The sequence below is a fragment of the Mesorhizobium erdmanii genome, assembly GCF_013170725.1.
Classification (GTDB): domain Bacteria; phylum Pseudomonadota; class Alphaproteobacteria; order Rhizobiales; family Rhizobiaceae; genus Mesorhizobium; species Mesorhizobium erdmanii.
On the sequence record NZ_CP033361.1, the window covers coordinates 2,572,197 to 2,591,319 of the forward strand.

The 19,123-nt window shown below is 62.8% G+C and carries 20 protein-coding genes and 1 pseudogene; 8 read left to right on the forward strand and 13 right to left on the reverse strand.

Annotated elements, in window-relative coordinates; genetic code table 11:
- Positions 1 to 40: 40 nt before the first annotated feature.
- Positions 41 to 1,243 (reverse strand): MFS transporter, encoded by a 1,203-nt coding sequence (locus EB233_RS12400; protein ID WP_064989620.1) that lies wholly within the window; start codon positions 1,241 to 1,243, stop codon positions 41 to 43.
- A gap of 127 nt (positions 1,244 to 1,370) precedes the next feature.
- On the reverse strand, positions 1,371 to 1,829 hold the full coding sequence (locus tag EB233_RS12405) for an Lrp/AsnC family transcriptional regulator (protein WP_064989637.1): 459 nt from the start codon (positions 1,827 to 1,829) through the stop codon (positions 1,371 to 1,373).
- A gap of 172 nt (positions 1,830 to 2,001) precedes the next feature.
- Here EB233_RS12405 and EB233_RS12410 point away from each other — a divergent pair, with 172 nt between their 5' ends.
- Entirely contained in the window at positions 2,002 to 2,739 is a 738-nt protein-coding gene (locus EB233_RS12410; protein WP_064989619.1) for an AzlC family ABC transporter permease, read from the forward strand.
- Positions 2,736 to 3,035 carry an AzlD family protein gene (locus EB233_RS12415; protein WP_064989618.1) on the forward strand — a complete coding sequence of 100 codons (300 nt, stop codon included), beginning with the start codon at positions 2,736 to 2,738 and terminating at the stop codon, positions 3,033 to 3,035. The genes EB233_RS12410 and EB233_RS12415 overlap by 4 nt, the downstream gene beginning before the upstream one ends.
- 28 nt (positions 3,036 to 3,063) lie before the next feature.
- On the opposite strand, the gene EB233_RS12420 is transcribed toward EB233_RS12415, so the two are convergent.
- The 5 genes from EB233_RS12420 to EB233_RS12440 are packed head-to-tail and all read right to left on the reverse strand — an operon-like array spanning position 3,064 to position 8,130.
- Positions 3,064 to 4,122, reverse strand: coding sequence for an ABC transporter ATP-binding protein (locus tag EB233_RS12420; protein WP_064989617.1), 1,059 nt, complete (start codon positions 4,120 to 4,122; stop codon positions 3,064 to 3,066).
- Between the two features lie 10 nt (positions 4,123 to 4,132).
- Entirely contained in the window at positions 4,133 to 5,065 is a 933-nt protein-coding gene (gene kce, locus EB233_RS12425; protein WP_064989616.1) for a 3,5-dioxohexanoate:acetyl-CoA acetone transferase, read from the reverse strand.
- Positions 5,066 to 5,097: 32 nt separating this feature from the next.
- Complete coding sequence (locus EB233_RS12430) at positions 5,098 to 5,946, reverse strand: carbohydrate ABC transporter permease (RefSeq protein WP_064989615.1); 849 nt, start codon at positions 5,944 to 5,946, stop codon at positions 5,098 to 5,100.
- Positions 5,943 to 6,878, reverse strand: a complete 936-nt coding sequence (locus EB233_RS12435) for a carbohydrate ABC transporter permease (protein ID WP_027054831.1) — start codon at positions 6,876 to 6,878, stop codon at positions 5,943 to 5,945. Before EB233_RS12435 ends, EB233_RS12430 begins: the two co-directional genes overlap by 4 nt.
- A 1-nt stretch (position 6,879) precedes the next feature.
- Positions 6,880 to 8,130: a sugar ABC transporter substrate-binding protein gene (locus tag EB233_RS12440; protein ID WP_064989614.1), complete on the reverse strand. Its 1,251-nt coding sequence runs from the start codon at positions 8,128 to 8,130 to the stop codon at positions 6,880 to 6,882.
- A gap of 149 nt (positions 8,131 to 8,279) precedes the next feature.
- Here EB233_RS12440 and EB233_RS12445 point away from each other — a divergent pair, with 149 nt between their 5' ends.
- The 3 genes from EB233_RS12445 to EB233_RS12455 all read left to right on the forward strand — a co-directional run bounded on the left by EB233_RS12445 (position 8,280) and on the right by EB233_RS12455 (position 11,593).
- Positions 8,280 to 9,203: a BadF/BadG/BcrA/BcrD ATPase family protein gene (locus EB233_RS12445; RefSeq protein ID WP_244277680.1), complete on the forward strand. Its 924-nt coding sequence runs from the start codon at positions 8,280 to 8,282 to the stop codon at positions 9,201 to 9,203.
- Complete coding sequence (locus EB233_RS12450; RefSeq protein WP_081294075.1) at positions 9,204 to 10,226, forward strand: SIS domain-containing protein; 1,023 nt, start codon at positions 9,204 to 9,206, stop codon at positions 10,224 to 10,226.
- Between the two features lie 140 nt (positions 10,227 to 10,366).
- The gene (locus tag EB233_RS12455) at positions 10,367 to 11,593 is read left to right on the forward strand and encodes an ROK family transcriptional regulator (RefSeq protein ID WP_064989613.1); all 1,227 of its coding nucleotides are present in this window, start codon (positions 10,367 to 10,369) and stop codon (positions 11,591 to 11,593) included.
- A 55-nt stretch (positions 11,594 to 11,648) separates the two neighbouring features.
- Here the strand turns inward: EB233_RS12455 and EB233_RS12460 are convergent.
- The 4 genes and pseudogenes from EB233_RS12460 to EB233_RS12475 all read right to left on the reverse strand — a co-directional run.
- Positions 11,649 to 11,786: pseudogene (locus tag EB233_RS12460) on the reverse strand (FMN-dependent NADH-azoreductase); the annotation flags it as partial.
- 89 nt (positions 11,787 to 11,875) lie between these two features.
- Positions 11,876 to 12,910 carry a hypothetical protein gene (locus tag EB233_RS12465; RefSeq protein WP_064989612.1) on the reverse strand — a complete coding sequence of 345 codons (1,035 nt, stop codon included), beginning with the start codon at positions 12,908 to 12,910 and terminating at the stop codon, positions 11,876 to 11,878.
- Complete coding sequence (locus EB233_RS12470) at positions 12,900 to 14,606, reverse strand: molecular chaperone HscC (RefSeq protein ID WP_208986327.1); 1,707 nt, start codon at positions 14,604 to 14,606, stop codon at positions 12,900 to 12,902. The genes EB233_RS12465 and EB233_RS12470 overlap by 11 nt, the downstream gene beginning before the upstream one ends.
- Before the next feature lie 271 nt (positions 14,607 to 14,877).
- A complete protein-coding gene (locus EB233_RS12475) occupies positions 14,878 to 15,510 on the reverse strand; it encodes an FMN-dependent NADH-azoreductase (protein ID WP_027055252.1) in 633 nt (210 codons plus the stop codon).
- Positions 15,511 to 15,618: 108 nt separating this feature from the next.
- On the opposite strand from EB233_RS12475, the gene EB233_RS12480 reads away from it, so the two are divergent.
- Positions 15,619 to 16,578, forward strand: coding sequence for a LysR family transcriptional regulator (locus EB233_RS12480; RefSeq protein ID WP_064989610.1), 960 nt, complete (start codon positions 15,619 to 15,621; stop codon positions 16,576 to 16,578).
- Between the two features lie 45 nt (positions 16,579 to 16,623).
- On the opposite strand, the gene EB233_RS12485 is transcribed toward EB233_RS12480, so the two are convergent.
- The gene (locus EB233_RS12485) at positions 16,624 to 17,229 is read right to left on the reverse strand and encodes a TetR/AcrR family transcriptional regulator (RefSeq protein WP_064989609.1); all 606 of its coding nucleotides are present in this window, start codon (positions 17,227 to 17,229) and stop codon (positions 16,624 to 16,626) included.
- A gap of 66 nt (positions 17,230 to 17,295) precedes the next feature.
- On the opposite strand from EB233_RS12485, the gene EB233_RS12490 reads away from it, so the two are divergent.
- Both EB233_RS12490 and EB233_RS12495 read left to right on the forward strand, forming a co-directional pair.
- The gene (locus EB233_RS12490; protein WP_064989608.1) at positions 17,296 to 17,721 is read left to right on the forward strand and encodes a VOC family protein; all 426 of its coding nucleotides are present in this window, start codon (positions 17,296 to 17,298) and stop codon (positions 17,719 to 17,721) included.
- Between the two features lie 106 nt (positions 17,722 to 17,827).
- Positions 17,828 to 18,049, forward strand: coding sequence for a hypothetical protein (locus EB233_RS12495; RefSeq protein WP_155765355.1), 222 nt, complete (start codon positions 17,828 to 17,830; stop codon positions 18,047 to 18,049).
- Positions 18,050 to 18,088: 39 nt separating this feature from the next.
- Here the strand turns inward: EB233_RS12495 and EB233_RS12500 are convergent, their stop codons facing one another.
- On the reverse strand, positions 18,089 to 19,036 hold the full coding sequence (locus EB233_RS12500) for a S1C family serine protease (RefSeq protein WP_064989606.1): 948 nt from the start codon (positions 19,034 to 19,036) through the stop codon (positions 18,089 to 18,091).
- Positions 19,037 to 19,123 lie beyond the last annotated feature (87 nt).

Here is a 19,123-nt window from a genome sequence, read left to right on the forward strand (position 1 = left end):
GCAGGCGGTCGCCGGCGAGCCGGCGACCGCCTGCCTGCTGTTAAGCCGGCTGCAATGCCCTTCGCGGCAGCGGCGGGAAGGCGATCGCGATGCCTGCGGCACCGAGGCCGATGAGGGCCGAACCGATGAACAGCCAGTGGTAGCTGGCATAGGCATCGAAGATCATGCCGCCGGCGAGCGGTCCGAGCGCCATGCCGAGGCTGGACAGCATGGTGGCGGCGCCGAACACGGTGCCGAGGATGCGCTGGCCGAAATATTCGCGCGCCAGCACCGCGTAGAGCGGCATGACGCCGCCATAGGTGGCGCCGAAGATGACGGCCAGCATATAGAACTGATCGAGCTGGCTGACCGAGAGATAGGCGGCAATGACGATCGCCTGGATGGCGAGACCCGCGACCAGCACCGGCTTGACGCCGAGCCGGTCGGCCAGCACGCCGTAGAGAAGCCTGCCGCCCAGGCCGGCGAGACCCTCGACGCTGTAGATGGTGACCGCCGCCATGGGCGCGACGCCGCACAGCATGGCATAGCTGACCATGTGGAAGATCGGCCCGGAATGCGCCGCGCAGCAGGCGAAAAAGGTCAACCCCAGCACGATGAATTGCGGCGAGCGCAGCGCCTGGGCCACGCTCATGCCCGCACCCTCGGCGACTGGGACTGAAGCGGCATCGGCCATGGCGGGTTTCGGCGGCTGGCGGACCAGAGGCACCGCCGGCAACAGCAGCACCCAGGCCATGATGCCGATGTCGAACATGGCGGTGCGCCATTCATAGGCCGAGATCAGCCAGCGGGCGAAGGGCGAGATCGTCATCGGGGCGACGCCCATGCCGGCCGAGACCAGCGAAACGGCAAGGCCGCGATTGGTGTCGAACCAGGCCGTGGTGAGCGCGATCATCGGCGCGAAGAAGGCGCTGGCGGCAAGCCCGACCAGCACGCCGTAGCTAACCTGGAAGGTCAGTAGCGAGCCGGCGCGGCTCGCCACCACCAACGCCAGCCCAAGCAGTGCTGCGCCGATCGCCACGACGATGCGGGCACCAAACCGGTCGGACAGGGCGCCCCAGGCAAAGCCGCCAAGGCCCATCACCAGGAAGTTGAGCGTCATGGCGCTCGAAATGCCGGCGCGCGACCACTGCGTGTCGAGCGCCATCGGTTCGAGAAAGATCGCCAGCGAAAACATCGTGCCGATGGCGACACAGGACATCAGCGCGCCTGCCGCGACGATGATCCAACGATAGGAGAGGTTCATCTTTCTTCTCCCAGCCAGAGGGCAGCGCTACGCGCTGCTTGCGTCCGAAGGACGCCGGCATCGAGACCGATCCTACAATCCGGTTGCATTTTTTATCCAGTCTGTTCCGGCGCTGTTTGCGATCGTCTCAGATCGGCAGTTCCGAGGTATGTTTGATGGTCCAGCTGGGAACGTCGGTCTTGACGTTCTGGACGCCCTTGATGCGGCTCAGATGCTCCGACTGGAAGCGGCGGTAGTCGTCGATGCTGGCCGCCACCACTCGCACCATGGCGTCGCAATCACCCAGCATCAGGTAGCATTCCATGACCTGCGGCAGCTTGGCAACTTCGGTGGCGAAGTGCCCGATCGTGTCCTCGTCCTGCGTCTTAAGCCAGATGCGGGTGAAGAAGGTGAGGCCCTTGCCGATGCTGGCCGGGTTGAGCACGGCGACATAGCGGTCGATGACGCCGGCTTCTTCCAGAAGCTTGACGCGGCGCAGGCAAGGCGAGGGCGACAGGCCGACCTCGTTGGCCAGATCGTTGTTGGCCATGCGGCCGTCGCGCTGCAGCGCTCGCAGGATGCGCCTGTCGATGTCATCGAGCTTCATGGCGTGGAATTCCATTTATTCCGTCAATCGTGATATAGAATGCTAAAATAATGGCAAATGCAACAATCTTCGCAACCAAATTGCCGGGCCAACTTTATATGGTTGCGCCGACATCATCACCATCCGGCCCTTAACCGGGCGCGGTTTCCGCGAGATTGGTCTGTGGAAAATCATGAGCGTTTCTGAAGCAACGTCGTCCACGATTGACGGTGGATCGAGTTCGGAGTTCCGGCGCGGCGTTGTGTCGTGCGTGCCGGTCCTGCTCGGCACGATCCCCTATGCGCTGGTGCTGGGCGCGCAGGCGACGCAGAAAGGCCTCAGCGCCGTCGAGCTGTCTCTTATGACCGGATTGAATTTCGCCGGCGGTTCGGAATTCGCGGCCATCCAGCTCTGGACATCGCCGCCGCACATCGTGCTGATCGTCGCCATCACCTTCCTGGTCAATAGCCGTCACTTCCTGATGGGGGCAGCCTTGGCGCCATTCCTGGGGCATTTGCCGCCGCGCAAGGTGTTTCCGGTGCTGTTCTTCCTGTGCGACGAAAGCTGGGCGCTCGGCTTGGCCGACGCCAAACAGCGTGCCGACGCCGGCATCGCCCCAGCCTTCAGCCTGCGCTACTACATGGGCGCGGCACTGGCGATGTACCTGGCCTGGGTGGGCTTCACCACGCTCGGCGCCTTGCTTGGCCCGATGCTCGGCGATGTCCAGCATTATGGTTTCGACATGGCGTTCCCGGCCGTGTTCCTGGTGCTGATGCGCGGCATGTGGAAGAGCGTGGTGGCGGCGCGGCCCTGGCTGGTCAGCCTGGTCGTCGCCGCCCTCGTCTATCTCGTCGTTCCCGGCGCCTGGTATGTCGCGGCGGGTGCGGTGTCGGGGCTCGCTGCCGCCTGGCTGATGGCGGGTGACGCATGATCGACATGGCAACCCTTCTCACCATCGTGCTGATGGCCGGCGTCACCTATCTCACGCGGATCGGCGGTTATGTCGTGCTGCGCAACCGCGTGCTCAGCGCGCGTGCCACAGCGGTGATGGAGGCGGCACCCGGCTGTGTGCTGATCTCGGTCATCGCACCGGCCTTCGTGTCGCGCAATCCCGCCGATCTCCTGGCGCTGGCGATCACCTTTATCGCGGCGACAAGATTGTCCATGCTGCCGACCGTGCTGATCGGGGTCGCATCGGCGGGCCTGCTCAGGCACCTCCTGGGGTAGCTGCGACACAAGGCGGACGCCTGCTTTCCTATTGGCGCGTGGACGTGATGCGCCGACCCTCGGTGTTGAACAGATGGAGTTGGGCCAGGTCCGGCGCCAGAAACACGCGCTGACCCGGCATAACGGCAATCCGCTCGCGCAACAGTGCGCTCAGCGTGTTGTCACCGGCCTTAGCCATGACCAGGGTTTCCGAGCCGGTCGGCTCGACCACTTCGACCACCGCCGGCACGCCGCTCTCGGCGAGCCTGAGATGTTCGGGGCGGATGCCCCAGGCAAAAGCGCTTTCGCCCTGTTCCAGCACCGGCAGCGGAAACACCGTACCGTCGCCGGCGGTGAAACCGTCAGCCGTGGTGCGGCCGCGCAGGATGTTCATCGACGGCGACCCGATGAACTGGGCGACGAACAGATTGGCCGGGCGGTCGTATAGGTCGAGCGGCGCGCCGACCTGTTCGACGATGCCGCCATTCATGACGACGATCTTGTCGGCCATGGTCATGGCTTCGACCTGGTCATGGGTAACGTAGACGATAGTGGTTCCCAAGCGCTGGTGCAGCGCCTTGATTTCGGTGCGCATCTGCACGCGCAGTTTGGCGTCGAGGTTTGAGAGCGGCTCGTCGAAGAGAAAGACCTTGGGATCGCGCACGATGGCGCGGCCCATGGCGACGCGCTGGCGCTGGCCGCCGGACAACTGGCGCGGATAGCGGTCCAGCAGATCCTGTAGCCCGAGGATCGTCGCGGCTCGCATGATCTTGGCGTCGATCTCGCTTTTGTCGGTCTTCTTCAGCGTCAGCGCGAAAGCCATGTTCTCGCGCACCGTCATATGCGGGTAGAGCGCATAGTTCTGGAACACCATGGCGATGTCGCGCGATTTCGGCGCGACGTCATTGATGACCTTGCCCTCGAGCGCGATCTCGCCGGCGCTGATGTCTTCCAGCCCGGCGATCATCCTGAGCAAGGTCGACTTGCCGCAACCGGACGGGCCGACCAGGATGACGAATTCACCCGAGGCGATATCGACCGACACGCCGTGGATGACCCTTGCCTTGCCGTAAGCCTTCTCGACGCAGGATATGGTGACCGCACTCATTTGTCGTTCCTCAGAAAGAGACCTTGTCGCCGCCCTTGAGCTGCAGGATCCGCCGCGCTTCGTCTGGGGTGGCCACCGACGCGCCGAGCCCTTCGATGATCTGGCGCACCTTCTTAACTTGCTCCGCGTTGGATTTCGCCAGCTGGCCCTTGCCGATCCAAAGCGAGTCCTCCAGCCCGACGCGCACATTGCCGCCGAGCGCGATGGCCTGGGTGGCGATCGGCAGCTGGCTGCGGCCGGCACCTAGCACCGACCAATGGTAATCCTGTCCGAACAGGCGGTCGGCGGTGCGCTTCATATGAGCGACATCCTCCGGATGGGTGCCGATGCCGCCAAGGATGCCGAACACGCTCTGGACGAAGAACGGCGCCTTGACCAGGCCGCGCTCGACGAAATGGGCTAGCGTGTAGAGATGGCCGATGTCGTAGCACTCGATCTCGAAACGCGTGCCGTTCTCCGCGCAGGTGCGCAGGATGTGCTCGATGTCGCCAAAGGTGTTGCGGAAGATGCGGTCGCGCGAGCCTTCGAGATAGGGCCGTTCCCAATCGTGTTCGAAGGTCTTGAAGCGCTCGAGCATGGGATAGAGGCCGAAATTCATCGAGCCCATGTTGAGCGAGGCGACTTCCGGCGCGAAGGTAGCCGCCGGCTTGACGCGCTCCTCGACGCTCATCGTCGCGGCACCGCCGGTGGTGATGTTGATGACGCAGTCCGAGCGTTGCTTGATCACCTTCAGGAAGGGGGCAAAGGCCTCGGTGGACTGGTCGGGCCGGCCATCGGCGGGATTTCGCGCATGCAGATGGACGATGGCGGCACCCGCCTCGGCCGCGCCGATCGCGGCATCGGCGATGTCCTGTGCGCTCACCGGCAGATGCGGCGACATCGATGGCGTGTGGATCGAGCCGGTCACCGCGCAGGTGATGATGATCTTGTTCTGGTTCGCCACTTGAAAGAATCCCTTATCTGTTTGATCGCGCTCTATTTCACGGCACCTTGGGTGATGCCGGAGATGAACTGCTTCGACAGCACGATATAGAGCAAGGTGATCGGCAGCGCCGCAAGCGTCAGCCCGGTGAACAGCACGCCCCAGTCGGTGGTGAACTCGCCGACGAAGACGGTCAGGCCCTGCGGCAGCGTCTTGAGATTGTCCGAGGTGATCAGCACCAGCGGAAAGAAAAAGTCGTTCCAGATCGGCACGGCGTTCTGGATGGCGACGATGACCAGCGCCGGCCGCGCCAGCGGCAACATGATCGAGCGCATGATGCGAAATTCACTGGCGCCGTCCATGCGCGCCGACTCTTCCAGTTCGCGCGGCAAGGTCCTGAGGAAGCCGGTCATGATGAACACCGCCGAGGGAATGCCCATGGCGACGTAGACCAGCACCAGGCCGGCATAGCTGTCGACAAGGCCCAGCGAGTCCAACTGAATGAACAGCGGAATGATCGCCAGTTTCAGCGGCACGGTCATGCCGCTGAGGAAGAACATCAGAACCAGCGCGCTCAGCCGAAACTGGTAGCGGGCAATCGCATAGGCGGCCATGGTGCTGAACAGCAGGATCAGCCCCACCGCGGCCATGGTGATGCCGACGGAATTGGCGAGGTAGCGGACGAAGTTGGTTTCGCTCCATACACGCTCGGCATTGGCCAGCGAGAAGTGCGCCGGCAGGGCGAAGGGCGAAGAGAAGATTTCGGCATTGGTCTTGAACGACGACATTACCATGACGAACAGCGGATAGATCATGATGACGGCGTTGATCGCCAGCATCAGCTGGATGGCGCCGTTCTTCAACAGCTCTCCGGGTTCCCTGGCGGCGACCACGGTGCTCACAGTTCGATCTCACGACGGCGCAGATAACGAAGCGCGATTGCGGTGACGCCGGCAACGATGATGAACATCATCACCGCCAGCGCGCTGCCCTGGCCGAAATCCTGGATGCCTGTCGTCGTCGAGCCGAAGGCGGTGCGGTAGAAATAGAGGCCGAGCACGTCGGTGGCGCCGCCCGGCGAACCGGTCAGGCCGGCCATGACGTAGGGGATTTCGAACCAGTTGAAGCTGCCGATGAAGGTCAGGATGGTGACGATGGTGACGCTCGGCGCAATCAGCGGCCAGATGATCCTGGTCATCAGCACATAGTCGCCGGCGCCGTCGAGACGGGCGGCCTCGATCACTTCCTTGCCGACGCGCTGCATGCCGGCCAGCAACACCAGGGTCGGGAAGCCGAGCCAGTGCCAGATGTTGGCGAACAGGATGCTGCCCAGCGCCGTCGATTCATTGCCGAGCCACGGGATGGCGCCGATGCCGACGAGCGCCAGCGTCTGGTTCACCAGCCCGAACAGCGGATGCAGGAACAGCTTCCAGAGGAAGCCGACGATGACCGCCGACAGCACGACGGGCAGAAAGACGATGACCTGGTGGATGCGGTGGCCGGGCAGCGCCTTCAGCAAGGCGTAGGCAAGCAGGAAGGCGGTGCCGTTCTCGAACACCATCAGGGCGAAGAAGACGATGATGTTGTGCTTCAGCGCGTTCCAGGTCCAGCCGCTATAAGGCTGCTCGAACAACACCTTGCGGAAGTTCTCGAAGCCGATGAATCCGGTCGGCTGCAGGCCGTTGAACTCATAAAAGGCAAGACGGAAGGCCGAGAGCAGCGGCCACAGCACGAACAGCACCATGACCACCAGGGCCGGCGTCAGCAGGGACGCGATCCAGAGTGACCGGCGCCACGGAAAGGCTTTTGTGGTGTGGCGCCGGCCGATGTTCATGTCACTTGCCCTGGAAAGGCTTGTACCATTTGGCGAGGCCGTCGGTCAGGTCGGCGGCCAGCTGGTCCGGGGTGATCGAACCCGACATCATCTTGGTGATGTCGCCCTGCAGCAGCTCCGATCCCGTCGGCTTCTCGAAACGGAAGTAGACGACATTGATATGCGGCATGGCGGTTTCGTTCAACTTGGCGACGTGCGCCAGCAGCTCGTCCTTGATGACGACGCCCTTGATCGGCGAGATGTTGCCGAGCAAAGCGGAGAACTTGTCGCCGAACTCCTTGGTGCCCATCCAGTTGACCAGCTTGAGCGCGGCCGCCTTGTTGGCCGACTTTGCGTTGACGGCATAGCCGCCGTCGAAGAACTTGGTCACCTGCGGCACGTCGCCGGCCTTGGCCATTGGCGGGGCGACGAAGTCCATGTTGATGGCCGGGTTCTGGGTCCGGTAGCTGGCGATGTCGAAGCTGCCGCCGGCCAGCATCGCCGCCTTGCCGCTGATGAACAGCTGGCCAGCGGTGTCGTAGTCGATGCCTTCGAAGCCGGGCGGCATGTAGTCGCGCAATTCGAGCAGCTTGCCGAGCGCCGCGACATAGCGCGGGTCCTTGAAGGTGGTCTTGCCCGAGGTCAGGTCGCTGACGAAATCCTGGCCGAGGAACGGGTTGGTGAAGATGGCGACGAACATCTCGTTGAACCAACTTGTGCCCATGCCGTTGGCGAGGGGATAAATGCCCTTTTCCTTCAACGCCTTGCTGACGGTTGTGAACTCATCCCAGGTGGTCGGCGGTGTCAGCCCGGCCTTGGCAAAGACGTCCTTGTTGATGAACAGGCCGAGCGTCTGCGAAGCGAAGGGCAGGGAATAGACCTTCTTGTCGGCGCGGTAGGTGCCGGCCACCAGCGCATCGGCGGGCTGGTTGGCGAGCGAAGGCACCGTGGTCAGATCCTGCGGCTCGAAATAGCCTGCCTTCACGAACTGCTCGAGCCAGCCGTAAGCGTGGGTGTGAATGACGTCGCCGCCCTTACCGGCGGCCAACGCCGTCGAGACGATCGTCGGATAATTCTCGTCCGGGAACGACTCGAATTTCACATGGATGTCCGGGTTGGCCTTGGTGAAATCGGCGAAAAGTTCATTGTAGGCGGCCTTGTCTTCCTGGCGCCAGGTCCAGAACGAGATGTCGGTGGCATGGGCCACGCCGGCTGCCAATCCCCATGCGAAAGACGCGGCCGCGAGGGCCAGACCCATCCTTCTCCTGCTCATGTTGCAATCTCCCAATGCGCTTGATGCGCTTTTTACGACGATTATCAAATCATAGTTCTTGCCGTCTGGAAAGATAGTTTGTAAAGTTTCCTAACTAATGTGAATTGGACGCGGCAACCCGCTTCGTCCGGTGTGCGCGGTGGACATCGGTGACCCAGACAATCATTGCAGGCGTGGATATCGGCGGCACCAAGACGCGCATCATGGCGTATCTGGGCGAGCACATGATCGCAGACGAGGTGCTGGTGACGGAGAGCTGGCGCATTCGCCAGATGGAGAGCGATGCCACGACGCTGGCCGGGATCGTGACCGGATTGTGCGGTGGCGTCGCGCCAGCCGCGCTGGCGGTCGGCGCGCATGGTTGCGACACGGGTGAACAGTGCCTGCGTTTCCAGGAGCTGCTCCGCGCCCGGACCGCTGGTGCTGTGCAGGTGGTCAACGACGCCGAACTGATGGTGCCTGCCGCCGGCCATCTCGCTGGCATCGGTGTCGTTGCCGGTACCGGCTCCATCGCGGTGGCGCGCACGGCCGACGGCAAGATGCTGGCCGCCGGCGGCTGGGGCTGGATCCTCGGCGACGAGGGCAGCGCGCCGGCCCTGGTGCGCGAGGCCGCGAAGGCGATCCGCCACAGTCTCGACCGGGGTGAGGATGGCGATCCGCTGATTGCCGCGCTGATGCGCGAACTCGGTACCGATGACCAGACCAAGCTCGGCATCCTGCTCAACGAAACGCGTGGCGCCGCGGTCTGGGGCCGCTACGCCAATGCCGTGTTCGATGCGGCGATCGCCGGCTCGGTACTGGCGACCCGGGTCATCAGGGAGGGTGGGGCAGGGCTTGCCGCGCTGGTCGAACTGCTGATCGAACGCGGCGCCAATCCTGCCTTGGTCGTGGCCGGCGGCGGCGTCATTTCGGAGCAGCCGATGCTGATGGCGGCATTCGTCGAGGCCATGGCGAAAGTGTCGCCGTCGAGCCAGGTGCTGCTGTTGCGCGAGCCGCCGGTGGTCGGCGCGGTCGCCTTGGCCAGGCGACTGCTCGTCAGCCAAGGATCGTCCTCACAAATTGGAGCCATTTGAATGCAGAAGCGCATCGGTTATCGCCAGGCGGTGGCGCGTCAGACGGAAAGTCTCGAGATCGGCCGACGCTCGGTGGCGGCGTCGCTCGAGAGCCTCGATCTCAGCGCTTTTGCCGGCAAGACGATCGGGCTTGCCGGGATCGGCGCCAGCTATCAGGCGGCGCTTGCCGGAGCGCTTTATCTGCGCGCCTTCGGCATCATGGCCTTCGCCTATACGCCGACGGATCTCTATGGCCGCACGGGTGCGGCCGCCGATGCGTTTATCGCGCTGTCGGCCTCCGGGCAGAGCCGCGAAATCTTCGATGTCATGCGCGAGGCAGCGGGCTCGCCGCGCTTGGCGGTCTGCCGAGGCAGCGACAATCCGCTGGCTGACATGACCGGCGCGGTGCTGGCTGCGGATTCGGGCGCCGACAATGGGGCCAGCTCGACCGGCTATACTGGGACCTTGCTGGCGCTCGGCATGCTGATCGACAGTCTTGCCGGCAACAGCTTCGACTGGACGCGTTTGCCCGGTGCTGTCTCCAGCGTCTTCTCCGGGGTGCAACAGGCCGCGGGGCAAGCGGCGCGGCTGCTGCAGGGCGGAACGTCAATCGATATTGTCGGCGCCGACGTCAGCTTCGCCAACGCCGGCGAGGCAGCCATGCTGATCCGTGAAGCCGTTCGGGTGCCGGCCTCGGGATGGGATACGCTGAACTATCTGCATGGGCCGATGGAATCGCAGGATGCGGCCACCGGCGTGATCGCCATCGGCGACGGCCGCGAGGTCAAGATCGCGCAGGACATGGCCGGCTTCGGCTGTCCTTGCGTGCTGGTGACGAGGCGCATGGATGTCGTTGATGCCGACAGGCTTGTGGTGATCTCCATTCCAACCCTGGGCAACGCCATGGCGGACGCCATATTGGAAATCATCGCTATCCAGCTTGTCGTCGGCGACATGCAGGATGCGGCCGGGCTCACCGACATCACCTTCCGCTATCGCCAGACCGATACCAAGCTCAAGCCGTGGTCGCCGACGGAAGTCTGACGTCCCTGTCCGGACAGCATGGAAATTGCCAAACCGGCCAGCAATGAGGCATTGAGAGAGGGATGCGGCTTTCGAGTCGGGGCGGCGATCGCGCTTCCACCGACTGGGACAGGATTTCAGGCAAAGGTCGAACGGCTGAGATGGCGGCTGCGGAAATCCCCAATCTGACCGATAGCGCCCGCGCGGTACTGCGCCTGCTCGCTTCGCACGGGCCGGTGACGCGGCCCAAGCTCGGCGCCATGCTCGACCTGTCGAAGCCGACCATGTCGGCGGCGGTCTCGGAGTTGAGTGCGCTCGGCCTCGTCGCCTCGCGTGGGCTCGAGCGTGGCGCTATCGGCCGCACGGCGACGATCTATGGCATCGGTCCGGGCGCCGGCTACGCGATCGGCATCGATGTCGGCGCTGCCCAGGTGCGTGCCGTCGCCTATTCGATGGACGCACAGAAACTGGCATCGGCCGAAGAACCGATCCCGGAATCGATGGCCAGCGATGCGGATGCGGTCGGTGCCGTCGTGCTGTCGGTGGCGCGTGCCACCATGGCCAGGGTGGCCAAGAGTTTTCGCGCGCCGCGCGCCATCGCGGTGGCCGTGCCGCGCATCGTCTCCAACGATCGCTTCGATCGGCCCGGTGGGCCATCCGCCGTGCTTGGCCTGCTGCGCCGCGGTATCGAGGTGCCGATCATCCTGGAAAACAACGTCAACTGCGCGGCCATTGGCGAGATGCATTTTGGCGCCGCGCAAGGCCACCAGACCTTCGCCTTTCTGCAGGTCGGCGTGCGGGTCGGCCTTGGCTTCATCACCGAGGGGCGCTTGTTTCGCGGCGCCGGCGGCGCTGCCGGTGAAATCGGCCGCATGCCGTTTCCGTGGTCGGCCAGCGAGAGGCCTTATCGTGAAGGGCTCGAACATTATCTGGGCTCGCGGGCGCTGGTCGAGCGCTGCCGTGTCGATTGGCCGGCGCAAGAAGGCGCGCCGCCCGACTCGGCCAAGGATCTTTTTGCGCGCGCGCTGGAAGGCTCGCCGTCCGCGATGGCGGCCGTCGCGCGCCATGCCGCCGATATCGGCAGGCTGGCGGCCGGCTGCATCGGCATGCTCGACCCCGGCCTGATCGTGCTTGGCGGCGGCGTCGGCAGAAATCCGCTGATGACGGAAAATGTCGAGCACGTCGCGGCGGACCTCGCCTGGCCGACACGCATCGCCGTCAGCTCGCTCGAAGACGGCGGCACGGCGCTCGGTGCGATGAAGCTGGCCGTCGATTACAGTCTCGGGCTGATGCTGCGCGAAGGCCGCCACCCGGCTGTCGTGCTGCCGCCGATGTCGGAAATGGCGCTGGACGCGACGGGCAAGACCGAGCAGGCAACGGACGTCTGATAAACAAAAAAGGCAGGCGCCGGGCGCCTGCCTCTCAGTTGGATGATCGGCGGCCTTATGCAGCCGCGGCGACCTGCTGGCTGGCCACCACGGCGTCGACCTTGGCGGCCGCCTTGGCGAGTGCTGATGTCACCGCGTCAGGGCCCATGCCGACGCCTTCGATGCGGATGACGTCGACATCGGTCATGCCGAGGGTGAGAAGATGTTAGGCTAGGGCCTACGGTGGCCAACATTGCACCGGTTGTTTATCTTTCCCCGATTTCCGTTGGATAATTTTTCGGCTTATGGCTTCGGCATCCCAATCATCTTTTTGGAACATTCGTCAAACGACAGATTACGGCAAAGGTCGTGAAGAATGCCCGCGGGCACTTGTTGTGTGGCAATGGGCTGCGGGAATGTTTTTACGGGCTTATTTGAGACCGAAAGAGCGGCGGCAAGTTTAACAAGCACAAAGAAGATTACAAACCAGAGCCACCCGGACATAGGTGATTGACGCGCCGAACCGGTGGTTTGGCTCGATGGTGCGATCGTTTCGGGCTCAGGGTCCTGTTGCGGCGTGGACGCCATACGATATTGGGGTGCCGTCTCAGGATCGATTAGCGCGTGCAACCAGTCGAGCTGTTGACGCTCCCAATAGTTTGATCCGCGATTGCGTGTCCAGCCAAAGCGTTCGTCAAGCAAGCCAAGCAAGCGCGGCATCATCCATGGCTTGGCCAACGGACGTTGCTGCTCGCCGAAGCCTGACTGCTCGCAAACATAGGTCCGCATGCGGGTTTCGAACGCTTGAATGTCATCAATCGTCTGTAGGAGCTCGCCATCCAGAATTGCCAGCCAGCTGTCTATTCTCTGCCATTTCAATGGTTCGGTGATAAGCGTTTCGACAGCTTTCATGGCGCGCAAGGCAGGCGCTTCGATGGCAATTGAAACCGTGCGGTTAGGAGCCGCTTCTTTCGGTGCTGGTGGTTCGATATTTTCGATAAGGAGCGTCTCGATATCATCTTCCATGGCCCGCAAAGCCTGCGCTTCGAGGGTAGCGGGAATCGGCCTCTCGTTGGATAGCGGCACGTTCTTCAACGCGGGCGCGTCGGTGTCGTCGGCGATCTGTGTCTCGTCAGGGGAAGTAATTTCCTTGAAATACTCCCGCCTGTTGACTTGATCGCGCGCCTGCTCGAATGCCTGACGTAATGCGATGAAGCTGTCGCGATCCTCATTGATGTTGATCAGTTTGAGCTTTGTGGCGTAGGCGCGCTTGATCTCGCGTTCGGTGACGTCTTCCCGGTCGGATATTCCGAGCATGGAAAACGCATCAATAAACATCGTACTGCTCTAACTCTTCGAGTTCTTCCGTGATTTGGGATCGCGCGGCGGCGATTTCCTTGGGATGTTGCCGGGCAAGGGTCGCCTCGAATTCCCCAAGCCGTGCCGACAACACATTGCGTTGCGGCCCCAAGGCATTTTCAAAAGCTTTCGTGATGCGCGCGACGAGCGCCGCGTTAACCGCTTCTTCGCGTGGATGGATCTTGATCCGTTCAAGTTCCGCCAGGCGTTGCAGAATGTCTTGTTGCGAAAGAGCGCCCGGGTTGCCTTCTATGACAAGTCGATGTGCCTTGCCATTGGTGACGACCGTTGCGATGACTTCAAGCACTCCGGACGTATCGTAGGTAAAGCGAACATCGACCGCTTCTTTTGCGTTGCGGTTGACGGGAATAGGAACGCCCAATGTGCCTATCTTCACATTGTCGCGTACAAGCGGCGCCTCGCCCTGAAAGACATTGAGTTCCACTTTTCTCTGGCCAGGAACGACAGCATAGAAACGCTCAACCCGGCTCGCCGGAATAACCGTGTTGCGCTCAATGATTGGAGCAAAATATCCGGGCAGGGTTTGGCCGTTCGGTTCGGCTTGATGGTTTGTCTCGATACCCAAGGTGAAGGGCGAAACATCGGTCATGACGATGTCGTCGAGCGCCTGATGCCGGGAAGTAAGCCCGGCCTGTACCGCCGCGCCCAGGGCCACGACATGATCGGGGTCGAGATCATGTTCCGGAAAACGCTTGAAAAGCTTGGTTATTGCAGACTTGATGATCGGCATTCTCGTTGCGCCGCCAACGAGTATGATCCGGTCGATCTGGTCGTTGCCTAGGTTTGCGTCGCGCATCGCGCGCTGCAAAGGGGCCCTCATCCGGTTGACTAACTGCGTCGTTGCCTCCTCAAAACGATCTGCGGAGACAGAAAGATGCTTCTGTTCGCCGTCCAGGACATATCGGATATCGGCGTCTTTGTTGGTTGAAAGCTTGTGCTTTGCCTCGTCAGCCAGCGCACGCAGCCGTGACAGATCTCCCTTTCCCAAATCGTCACGGCCAAGATCCTTGCTCAGCAACGCTACAAGGATATCCGTGAAGTCTTCTCCGCCCAGAAATGCGTCCCCGGCCGACGCCCGCACCTCCATGACGCCGGAAAACATCTCCAGAATTGAAACGTCGAATGTGCCGCCGCCAAGATCCACGACAAGAAAGGTGCTTTCATCGTCCTTGCGGTGCAGGCCATAAGCCAAGGCCGCGGCGGTCGGTTCATTGATCAGCCGGCTTACCTCAAGGCCCGCGAGTTGTGCGGCAGCGATCGTTGCCTTGCGTTGCACATCGTTGAAGTAGGCCGGCACGGAAATAACCGCATCGACAACAGGGTGCTGGAGATGTGCCTCGGCGTCCGCTTTCAAGGAGCGCAGAATGAACGCGGACAACTCTTCCGGTCGAAATGTCTTGCGGCCGAGACGAACCGTGTGGTCCGTGCCCATGTAACGCTTGAATCGTGCCGTGCTTATATCGGGATTGGAAACGAGCCTGTCCTTGGCTGCCTGGCCGACCAGCAAGTCTCCGCTGTCGCTAAGCCCCACGGCAGAAGGCGTCAGAAAAGCGCCGATAGCATTGGGGATCAATATGGGGCCTTCTTCGGTAAAATGAGCTACCAACGAATTGGTCGTGCCAAGGTCAATGCCGAGAATTGGGAACCCAGACAAACAAGTCTCCATGAGCGGTTTTGAGGTGGCATTTATGACGCATGTGACTTGCGCACACTGTACTTGGCTTAAAACTCAAAATGGAACTTATCTGAATAATCAAACGCATGTGAAGAGGATTCACCTGACAACGCGCATACGGTTACGTGGCGATCTCGCGGCGCGTTTCACTACATGCGCTTCTCCGTTTCGGTTGACGTTCGTGGAACAAAAGAAAAGGCAGGCGCCGGAGCGCCTGCCTTTTTGAATTCGGCTCGGAAAGGGTCTGTGCTTACGCCGCTGCGGCAACCTGCTGGCTGGCCACAACCGCATCGACCTTGGCGGTCGCCTTGGCGAGCGCTGATGTCACCGCTTCAGGGCCCATGCCGACGCCTTCGATGCGGATGACGTCGACATCGGTCATGCCGAGGAAGCCGAGCACGCCGCGCAGATAGGGAACGGCGTGATCGAACTGTACCGCGGCGCCTTCCGAATAGATGCCGCCCGAAGCCAGCACGATATAGACCTTCTTGCCGGTGACGAGGCCCTTGGGGCCACCCTCGCCATAGGCAAAGCTCCTGCCGGAGCGGGCGATATGGTCGACCCACGACTTCAGCGTCGAGGAGATGTTGAAATTGATGAAGCCGGTGGCCAGGATCACCGTGTCGGCGGCGAACAGTTCGTCGAGGACGACGTCGGAGACGCCGACGACTTCAGCCTGGCGCGCGGTGCGCGCTTCGGCGGGCGTGTAGATGCCGGTCGAATAATCGGCATCGATGTGCGGCAGCGGGTTGGCGACGAGGTCGCGCACGACAAGCGTGTTCGACGGATCGGCGGCGACGAGTTTCTCGGCGAATTCGGTGGCGATGCGGGTCGAGTGCGAGGCAGCGCCGCGCGGGCTCGAGGTAACGAGAAGAATGGACACAGCGGGTCTCTCCAGTGGAATGAATTGTCCCGCCACATATGGGTCTATCGATCCATCAGATAAACTGGTATATTTTCTATACGATCCATCCATAAAATAGATATTGCGATGCAGCCCAACCCGACCCTCGACCAGCTTCAGATCTTCGTTGCCGTTGCCGACACCGGCAGTTTCTCAGCCGCCGGCCGCAAGCTGAACCGGGCCCAGTCCGTCATCAGCTACGGCATCGCCAATCTCGAGGCGCAGCTTGGCCTGAAGCTGTTCGAACGCGAGGGGACACGCGAACCGCAACTGACCGAAATCGGCCGGGCGATGCTGGAGGATGCAAGGCGCATGATCGGCGTGCTGCAGCGCATCCGTTCGCGCGTCGACGGCCACCATCAGGGGCTGGAGGCGGAAGTGGCGCTCTCGGTCGACGCGACCTTGCCTTCGCCGGTGCTGGTGCGGGTGCTGAAGGCGTTCGAGGCGCAGTTTCCAACCGTGATGCTGCGTCTACATATCGGCACGCTCGGCCTCATTCCCGATCATGTCGTCAGCGGCCAGGCCGATCTCGGCATTGGCGGCCTGCTGGGCGAGGTCGACGTGCATCTGGTGCGCATCGGCTTCATGTCGATCGTGCTGGCCGCGGCACCCAGCCACCCGCTGGCGCTGTTGCCGAAGCCGTTGGCGCTCGAGGATGTGCGCGAACACACGCAGCTTGTCGTCACCGACCAATCCGAGCGCACCAAGGGGCGCGACTTTGGCGTCTTCGCCTACCGCACCTGGCGGCTGACGGATGTGCGCACCAAGCATATTCTGATGCGCGAGGGTTTGGGCTGGGGCGGGCTGCCGCGCTGGCTGATGGCGGACGATCTGGCCAGCGGCCGGCTGGTGGAGCTCGACCTCGAACCCTTCAGCGAGGTGCGCTCGCCGATGTTTGCCATGTATCGTAACGGCACCAGCCCGAAACCGGCGGCTGCCTGGCTGATCGACCAGTTCAAGCGCCAGTTCGGCTGCTTCAACGAGTTCGAACCGGGCGTGGTGCCTACAGCGCCGGGCGTCCCTGAGGACGCGCAAAGGACGCTGTAGCACTTTGATTTTGCGCATGATCCTTTCCGAACCTTCGGTTCGGGGTCATGCGGCAGGAGGAGCCGGAGACAATCCGTCAATCAGCGCCATGAGCACGGCGCGGTAATCCTGCGCCGAGGCGCCGGCCTCGATGGCCAATGCCGCGCGGTCGAAGGCCGATGCAAGCAGAGCGGTCAGCGCTTCCACTGGCAATCTCGTCATCGTCTGCGCCCGCATCGCGGCGACCAGGCCCTCGCGCAGCGAACGGTTGCCATGGCGGTTGTCGATAGCATCCATGGCGGCGCGGCCAAGCACGGCCGGCCCGTCGAGCAGAAGCAGCCGCGTGCGGCCGGGCACGCGCATGGCAGCGAGATAGGCATCCGAACCGGCGATGAGCGCATCGCGTGCGTCGAGCGAGGGTGGCGAAGCGCGGTCGATCTCCAGTGCCACCGCCCGCGCCTCCTGCTCGACCACGGCGGCAAACAGCGCCTGCTTGTCGGCGAAGTGGTGATAGAGCGCGCCGCGCGTCACGCCGGCGGCAGTGACGATCTCCGGCGTGCCGGTCTCGGCATAGGATTTTTCCGTAAACAGCTTGCGCGCCGCCGCGATCAGGTCGGCGCGCGTCGCCTCGGTGCGGTCGCGGTTGGAACGGCGTGCGGATTCCTGTTGCATACATGCAGCCTGTATGTTAATTCGATTTACATACAGACTGTATGTTATGTCCAGGGAGAAAGAAAGATGAAGACCACAAGCTATTACCCGGTGCTGATGACCGGCGACGTCGCCGGCACGGCGGCCTTCTACGTCAGGCATTTCGGCTTCCAGCCGCTGTTTGAAAGCGACTGGTACGTGCACCTGCAATCGGTAGACAACAAACGCGTCAATCTCGGCATCGTCCAGGGCGACCACGAGACGATCCCGGAAGAGGGGCGGGGGCGTACCTCAGGCCTGCTGATCAATTTCGAGGTCAGGGATCCCGACGCGGTCTACGAACGGATCCTGGCCGCCGGCCTGCCGGTGCTGCGAACGCTGCGCGACGAACCCTTCGGCCAGCGCCATTTCATCACCCGCGATCCCAACGGCGTGCTGATCGACGTCATCAAGCCCATCCCGCCCAGCCAGGAATTTTTGGCACAGTATGCCGAGGGCGCGGCAGGGGTTTGAGTGGCGACCATCGGCGATGGGTGCTCTGCAGGAGCTCGATCTTTCTGGTCAATTTGATTAGATACTCCTAATATGTTTGGCTCTGCTCCCACAGGAGAGGCAAGCCATGTCCAGAACCATTTCCACAGCAGTCGTTGCCGTCCTCATCGGCCTCGCTGCCGCCGGCATTGCCGACGCCAAAGGCGGCCATAGTATGCACGCCACCTCGCCCTGCGCGCCGGACTACAAGCGACTTTGCTCAAAAACACCGGTTAGCCAGGCGGCGTCTTGCCTTAAGAAGCACATCTCCGAACTGAGCCCAGCCTGCAAGGCGAAGTACTCGAAATAGCCGCTTGGGAAGAGCGCCGATCGTTGCCAGCGGCTGGGATCAGTCTCGTGCCACCGGCGTTACCGTCACCTGGCTGACGCCGGTGCGGCGCACGACCGTACACAACGTCTCGCGGCCGATGCGGTCGGCGTCGAGCATGCGCACGAGGTCGTCGACGCCGGTGACCGGGCGTCCGTCTATTGCGGCGATGATGTCGCCCTCCTTGAGGCCGGCCTTCGCCGCCGGGCCGTTTTTCTCGACGCTGCGCAGCCGCACCGCCGTGCTGGTCGACACCTGCGACAACAGCGCCGCGCGGCGCGGCAGGTTGGTGGTGTCGGCCGAGACGCCAATGAAGGCGCGGCGCACGCGGCCGAAGCGGATGATTTCCGAAATCACGAAATTGGCGGTGTTGGAAGCGACCGCGAAGGCAATGCCTTGCGCGCCATGGATCATGGCGGTGTTGACGCCGATGACCTCGCCGGCCGAGGACACCAGCGGCCCGCCGGAATTGCCGGGGTTGAGCGCGGCATCGGTCTGGATGACATCGTCGATCAGCCGGCCGGTCGAGGCGCGCATCGAGCGGCCGAGCGCGGAGACGACACCCGAGGTGACCGTCCATTCGAAGCCGAGGGGATTGCCGATGGCAATGGCGATCTGACCGCGCCGCAGCCGTTTGGAATCGCCGAGCGGTGCCACGTCGGCGAAGCTGCCGTCGGCGCGCACCAGGGCGATATCGGTATCGGGATCGCGGCCGAGCACGCGGCCCTCGCTCGAGGCGCCGTCCGGCATCGAGACGCGCACCGTCTTGGCATCGCCGACGACATGGAAATTGGTGACGACCAGCCCGTCCGGCGCGATGACGAAGCCGGAGCCATGGCCGCCCTGTCCGCCGATCCGCTCGATGCGGCAGACGGCCGGGCCGATGCGGTCGACGGCGTCGGCCACCGTGGTCGAATAGGTGTCGAGCAGCGTTTCATCAGATTGGAATTTGGCGGCGGCGAGGGCCATTGGCGGGCTCCGTGTTTTCGGGCTTTTTCGTCATTTTTTCCTATGCGTGCCGTTACCCCAAAACAGCCGAGCACTTTTGGGCGACAC

Excerpts from the sequence above, each read along its gene's own strand:
- EB233_RS12400 (WP_064989620.1), bottom strand. The coding sequence starts at position 1,243 with ATGAACCTCTCCTATCGTTGGATCATCGTCGCGGCAGGCGCGCTGATG.
- EB233_RS12405 (WP_064989637.1), bottom strand. The coding sequence starts at position 1,829 with ATGAAGCTCGATGACATCGACAGGCGCATCCTGCGAGCGCTGCAGCGC.
- EB233_RS12410 (WP_064989619.1), top strand. The coding sequence starts at position 2,002 with ATGAGCGTTTCTGAAGCAACGTCGTCCACGATTGACGGTGGATCGAGT.
- EB233_RS12415 (WP_064989618.1), top strand. The coding sequence starts at position 2,736 with ATGATCGACATGGCAACCCTTCTCACCATCGTGCTGATGGCCGGCGTC.
- EB233_RS12420 (WP_064989617.1), bottom strand. The coding sequence starts at position 4,122 with ATGAGTGCGGTCACCATATCCTGCGTCGAGAAGGCTTACGGCAAGGCA.
- EB233_RS12435 (WP_027054831.1), bottom strand. The coding sequence starts at position 6,878 with ATGAACATCGGCCGGCGCCACACCACAAAAGCCTTTCCGTGGCGCCGG.
- EB233_RS12440 (WP_064989614.1), bottom strand. The coding sequence starts at position 8,130 with ATGAGCAGGAGAAGGATGGGTCTGGCCCTCGCGGCCGCGTCTTTCGCA.
- EB233_RS12450 (WP_081294075.1), top strand. The coding sequence starts at position 9,204 with ATGCAGAAGCGCATCGGTTATCGCCAGGCGGTGGCGCGTCAGACGGAA.
- EB233_RS12455 (WP_064989613.1), top strand. The coding sequence starts at position 10,367 with ATGGCGGCTGCGGAAATCCCCAATCTGACCGATAGCGCCCGCGCGGTA.
- EB233_RS12465 (WP_064989612.1), bottom strand. The coding sequence starts at position 12,910 with ATGTTTATTGATGCGTTTTCCATGCTCGGAATATCCGACCGGGAAGAC.
- EB233_RS12480 (WP_064989610.1), top strand. The coding sequence starts at position 15,619 with ATGCAGCCCAACCCGACCCTCGACCAGCTTCAGATCTTCGTTGCCGTT.
- EB233_RS12485 (WP_064989609.1), bottom strand. The coding sequence starts at position 17,229 with ATGCAACAGGAATCCGCACGCCGTTCCAACCGCGACCGCACCGAGGCG.
- EB233_RS12490 (WP_064989608.1), top strand. The coding sequence starts at position 17,296 with ATGAAGACCACAAGCTATTACCCGGTGCTGATGACCGGCGACGTCGCC.
- EB233_RS12495 (WP_155765355.1), top strand. The coding sequence starts at position 17,828 with ATGTCCAGAACCATTTCCACAGCAGTCGTTGCCGTCCTCATCGGCCTC.
- EB233_RS12500 (WP_064989606.1), bottom strand. The coding sequence starts at position 19,036 with ATGGCCCTCGCCGCCGCCAAATTCCAATCTGATGAAACGCTGCTCGAC.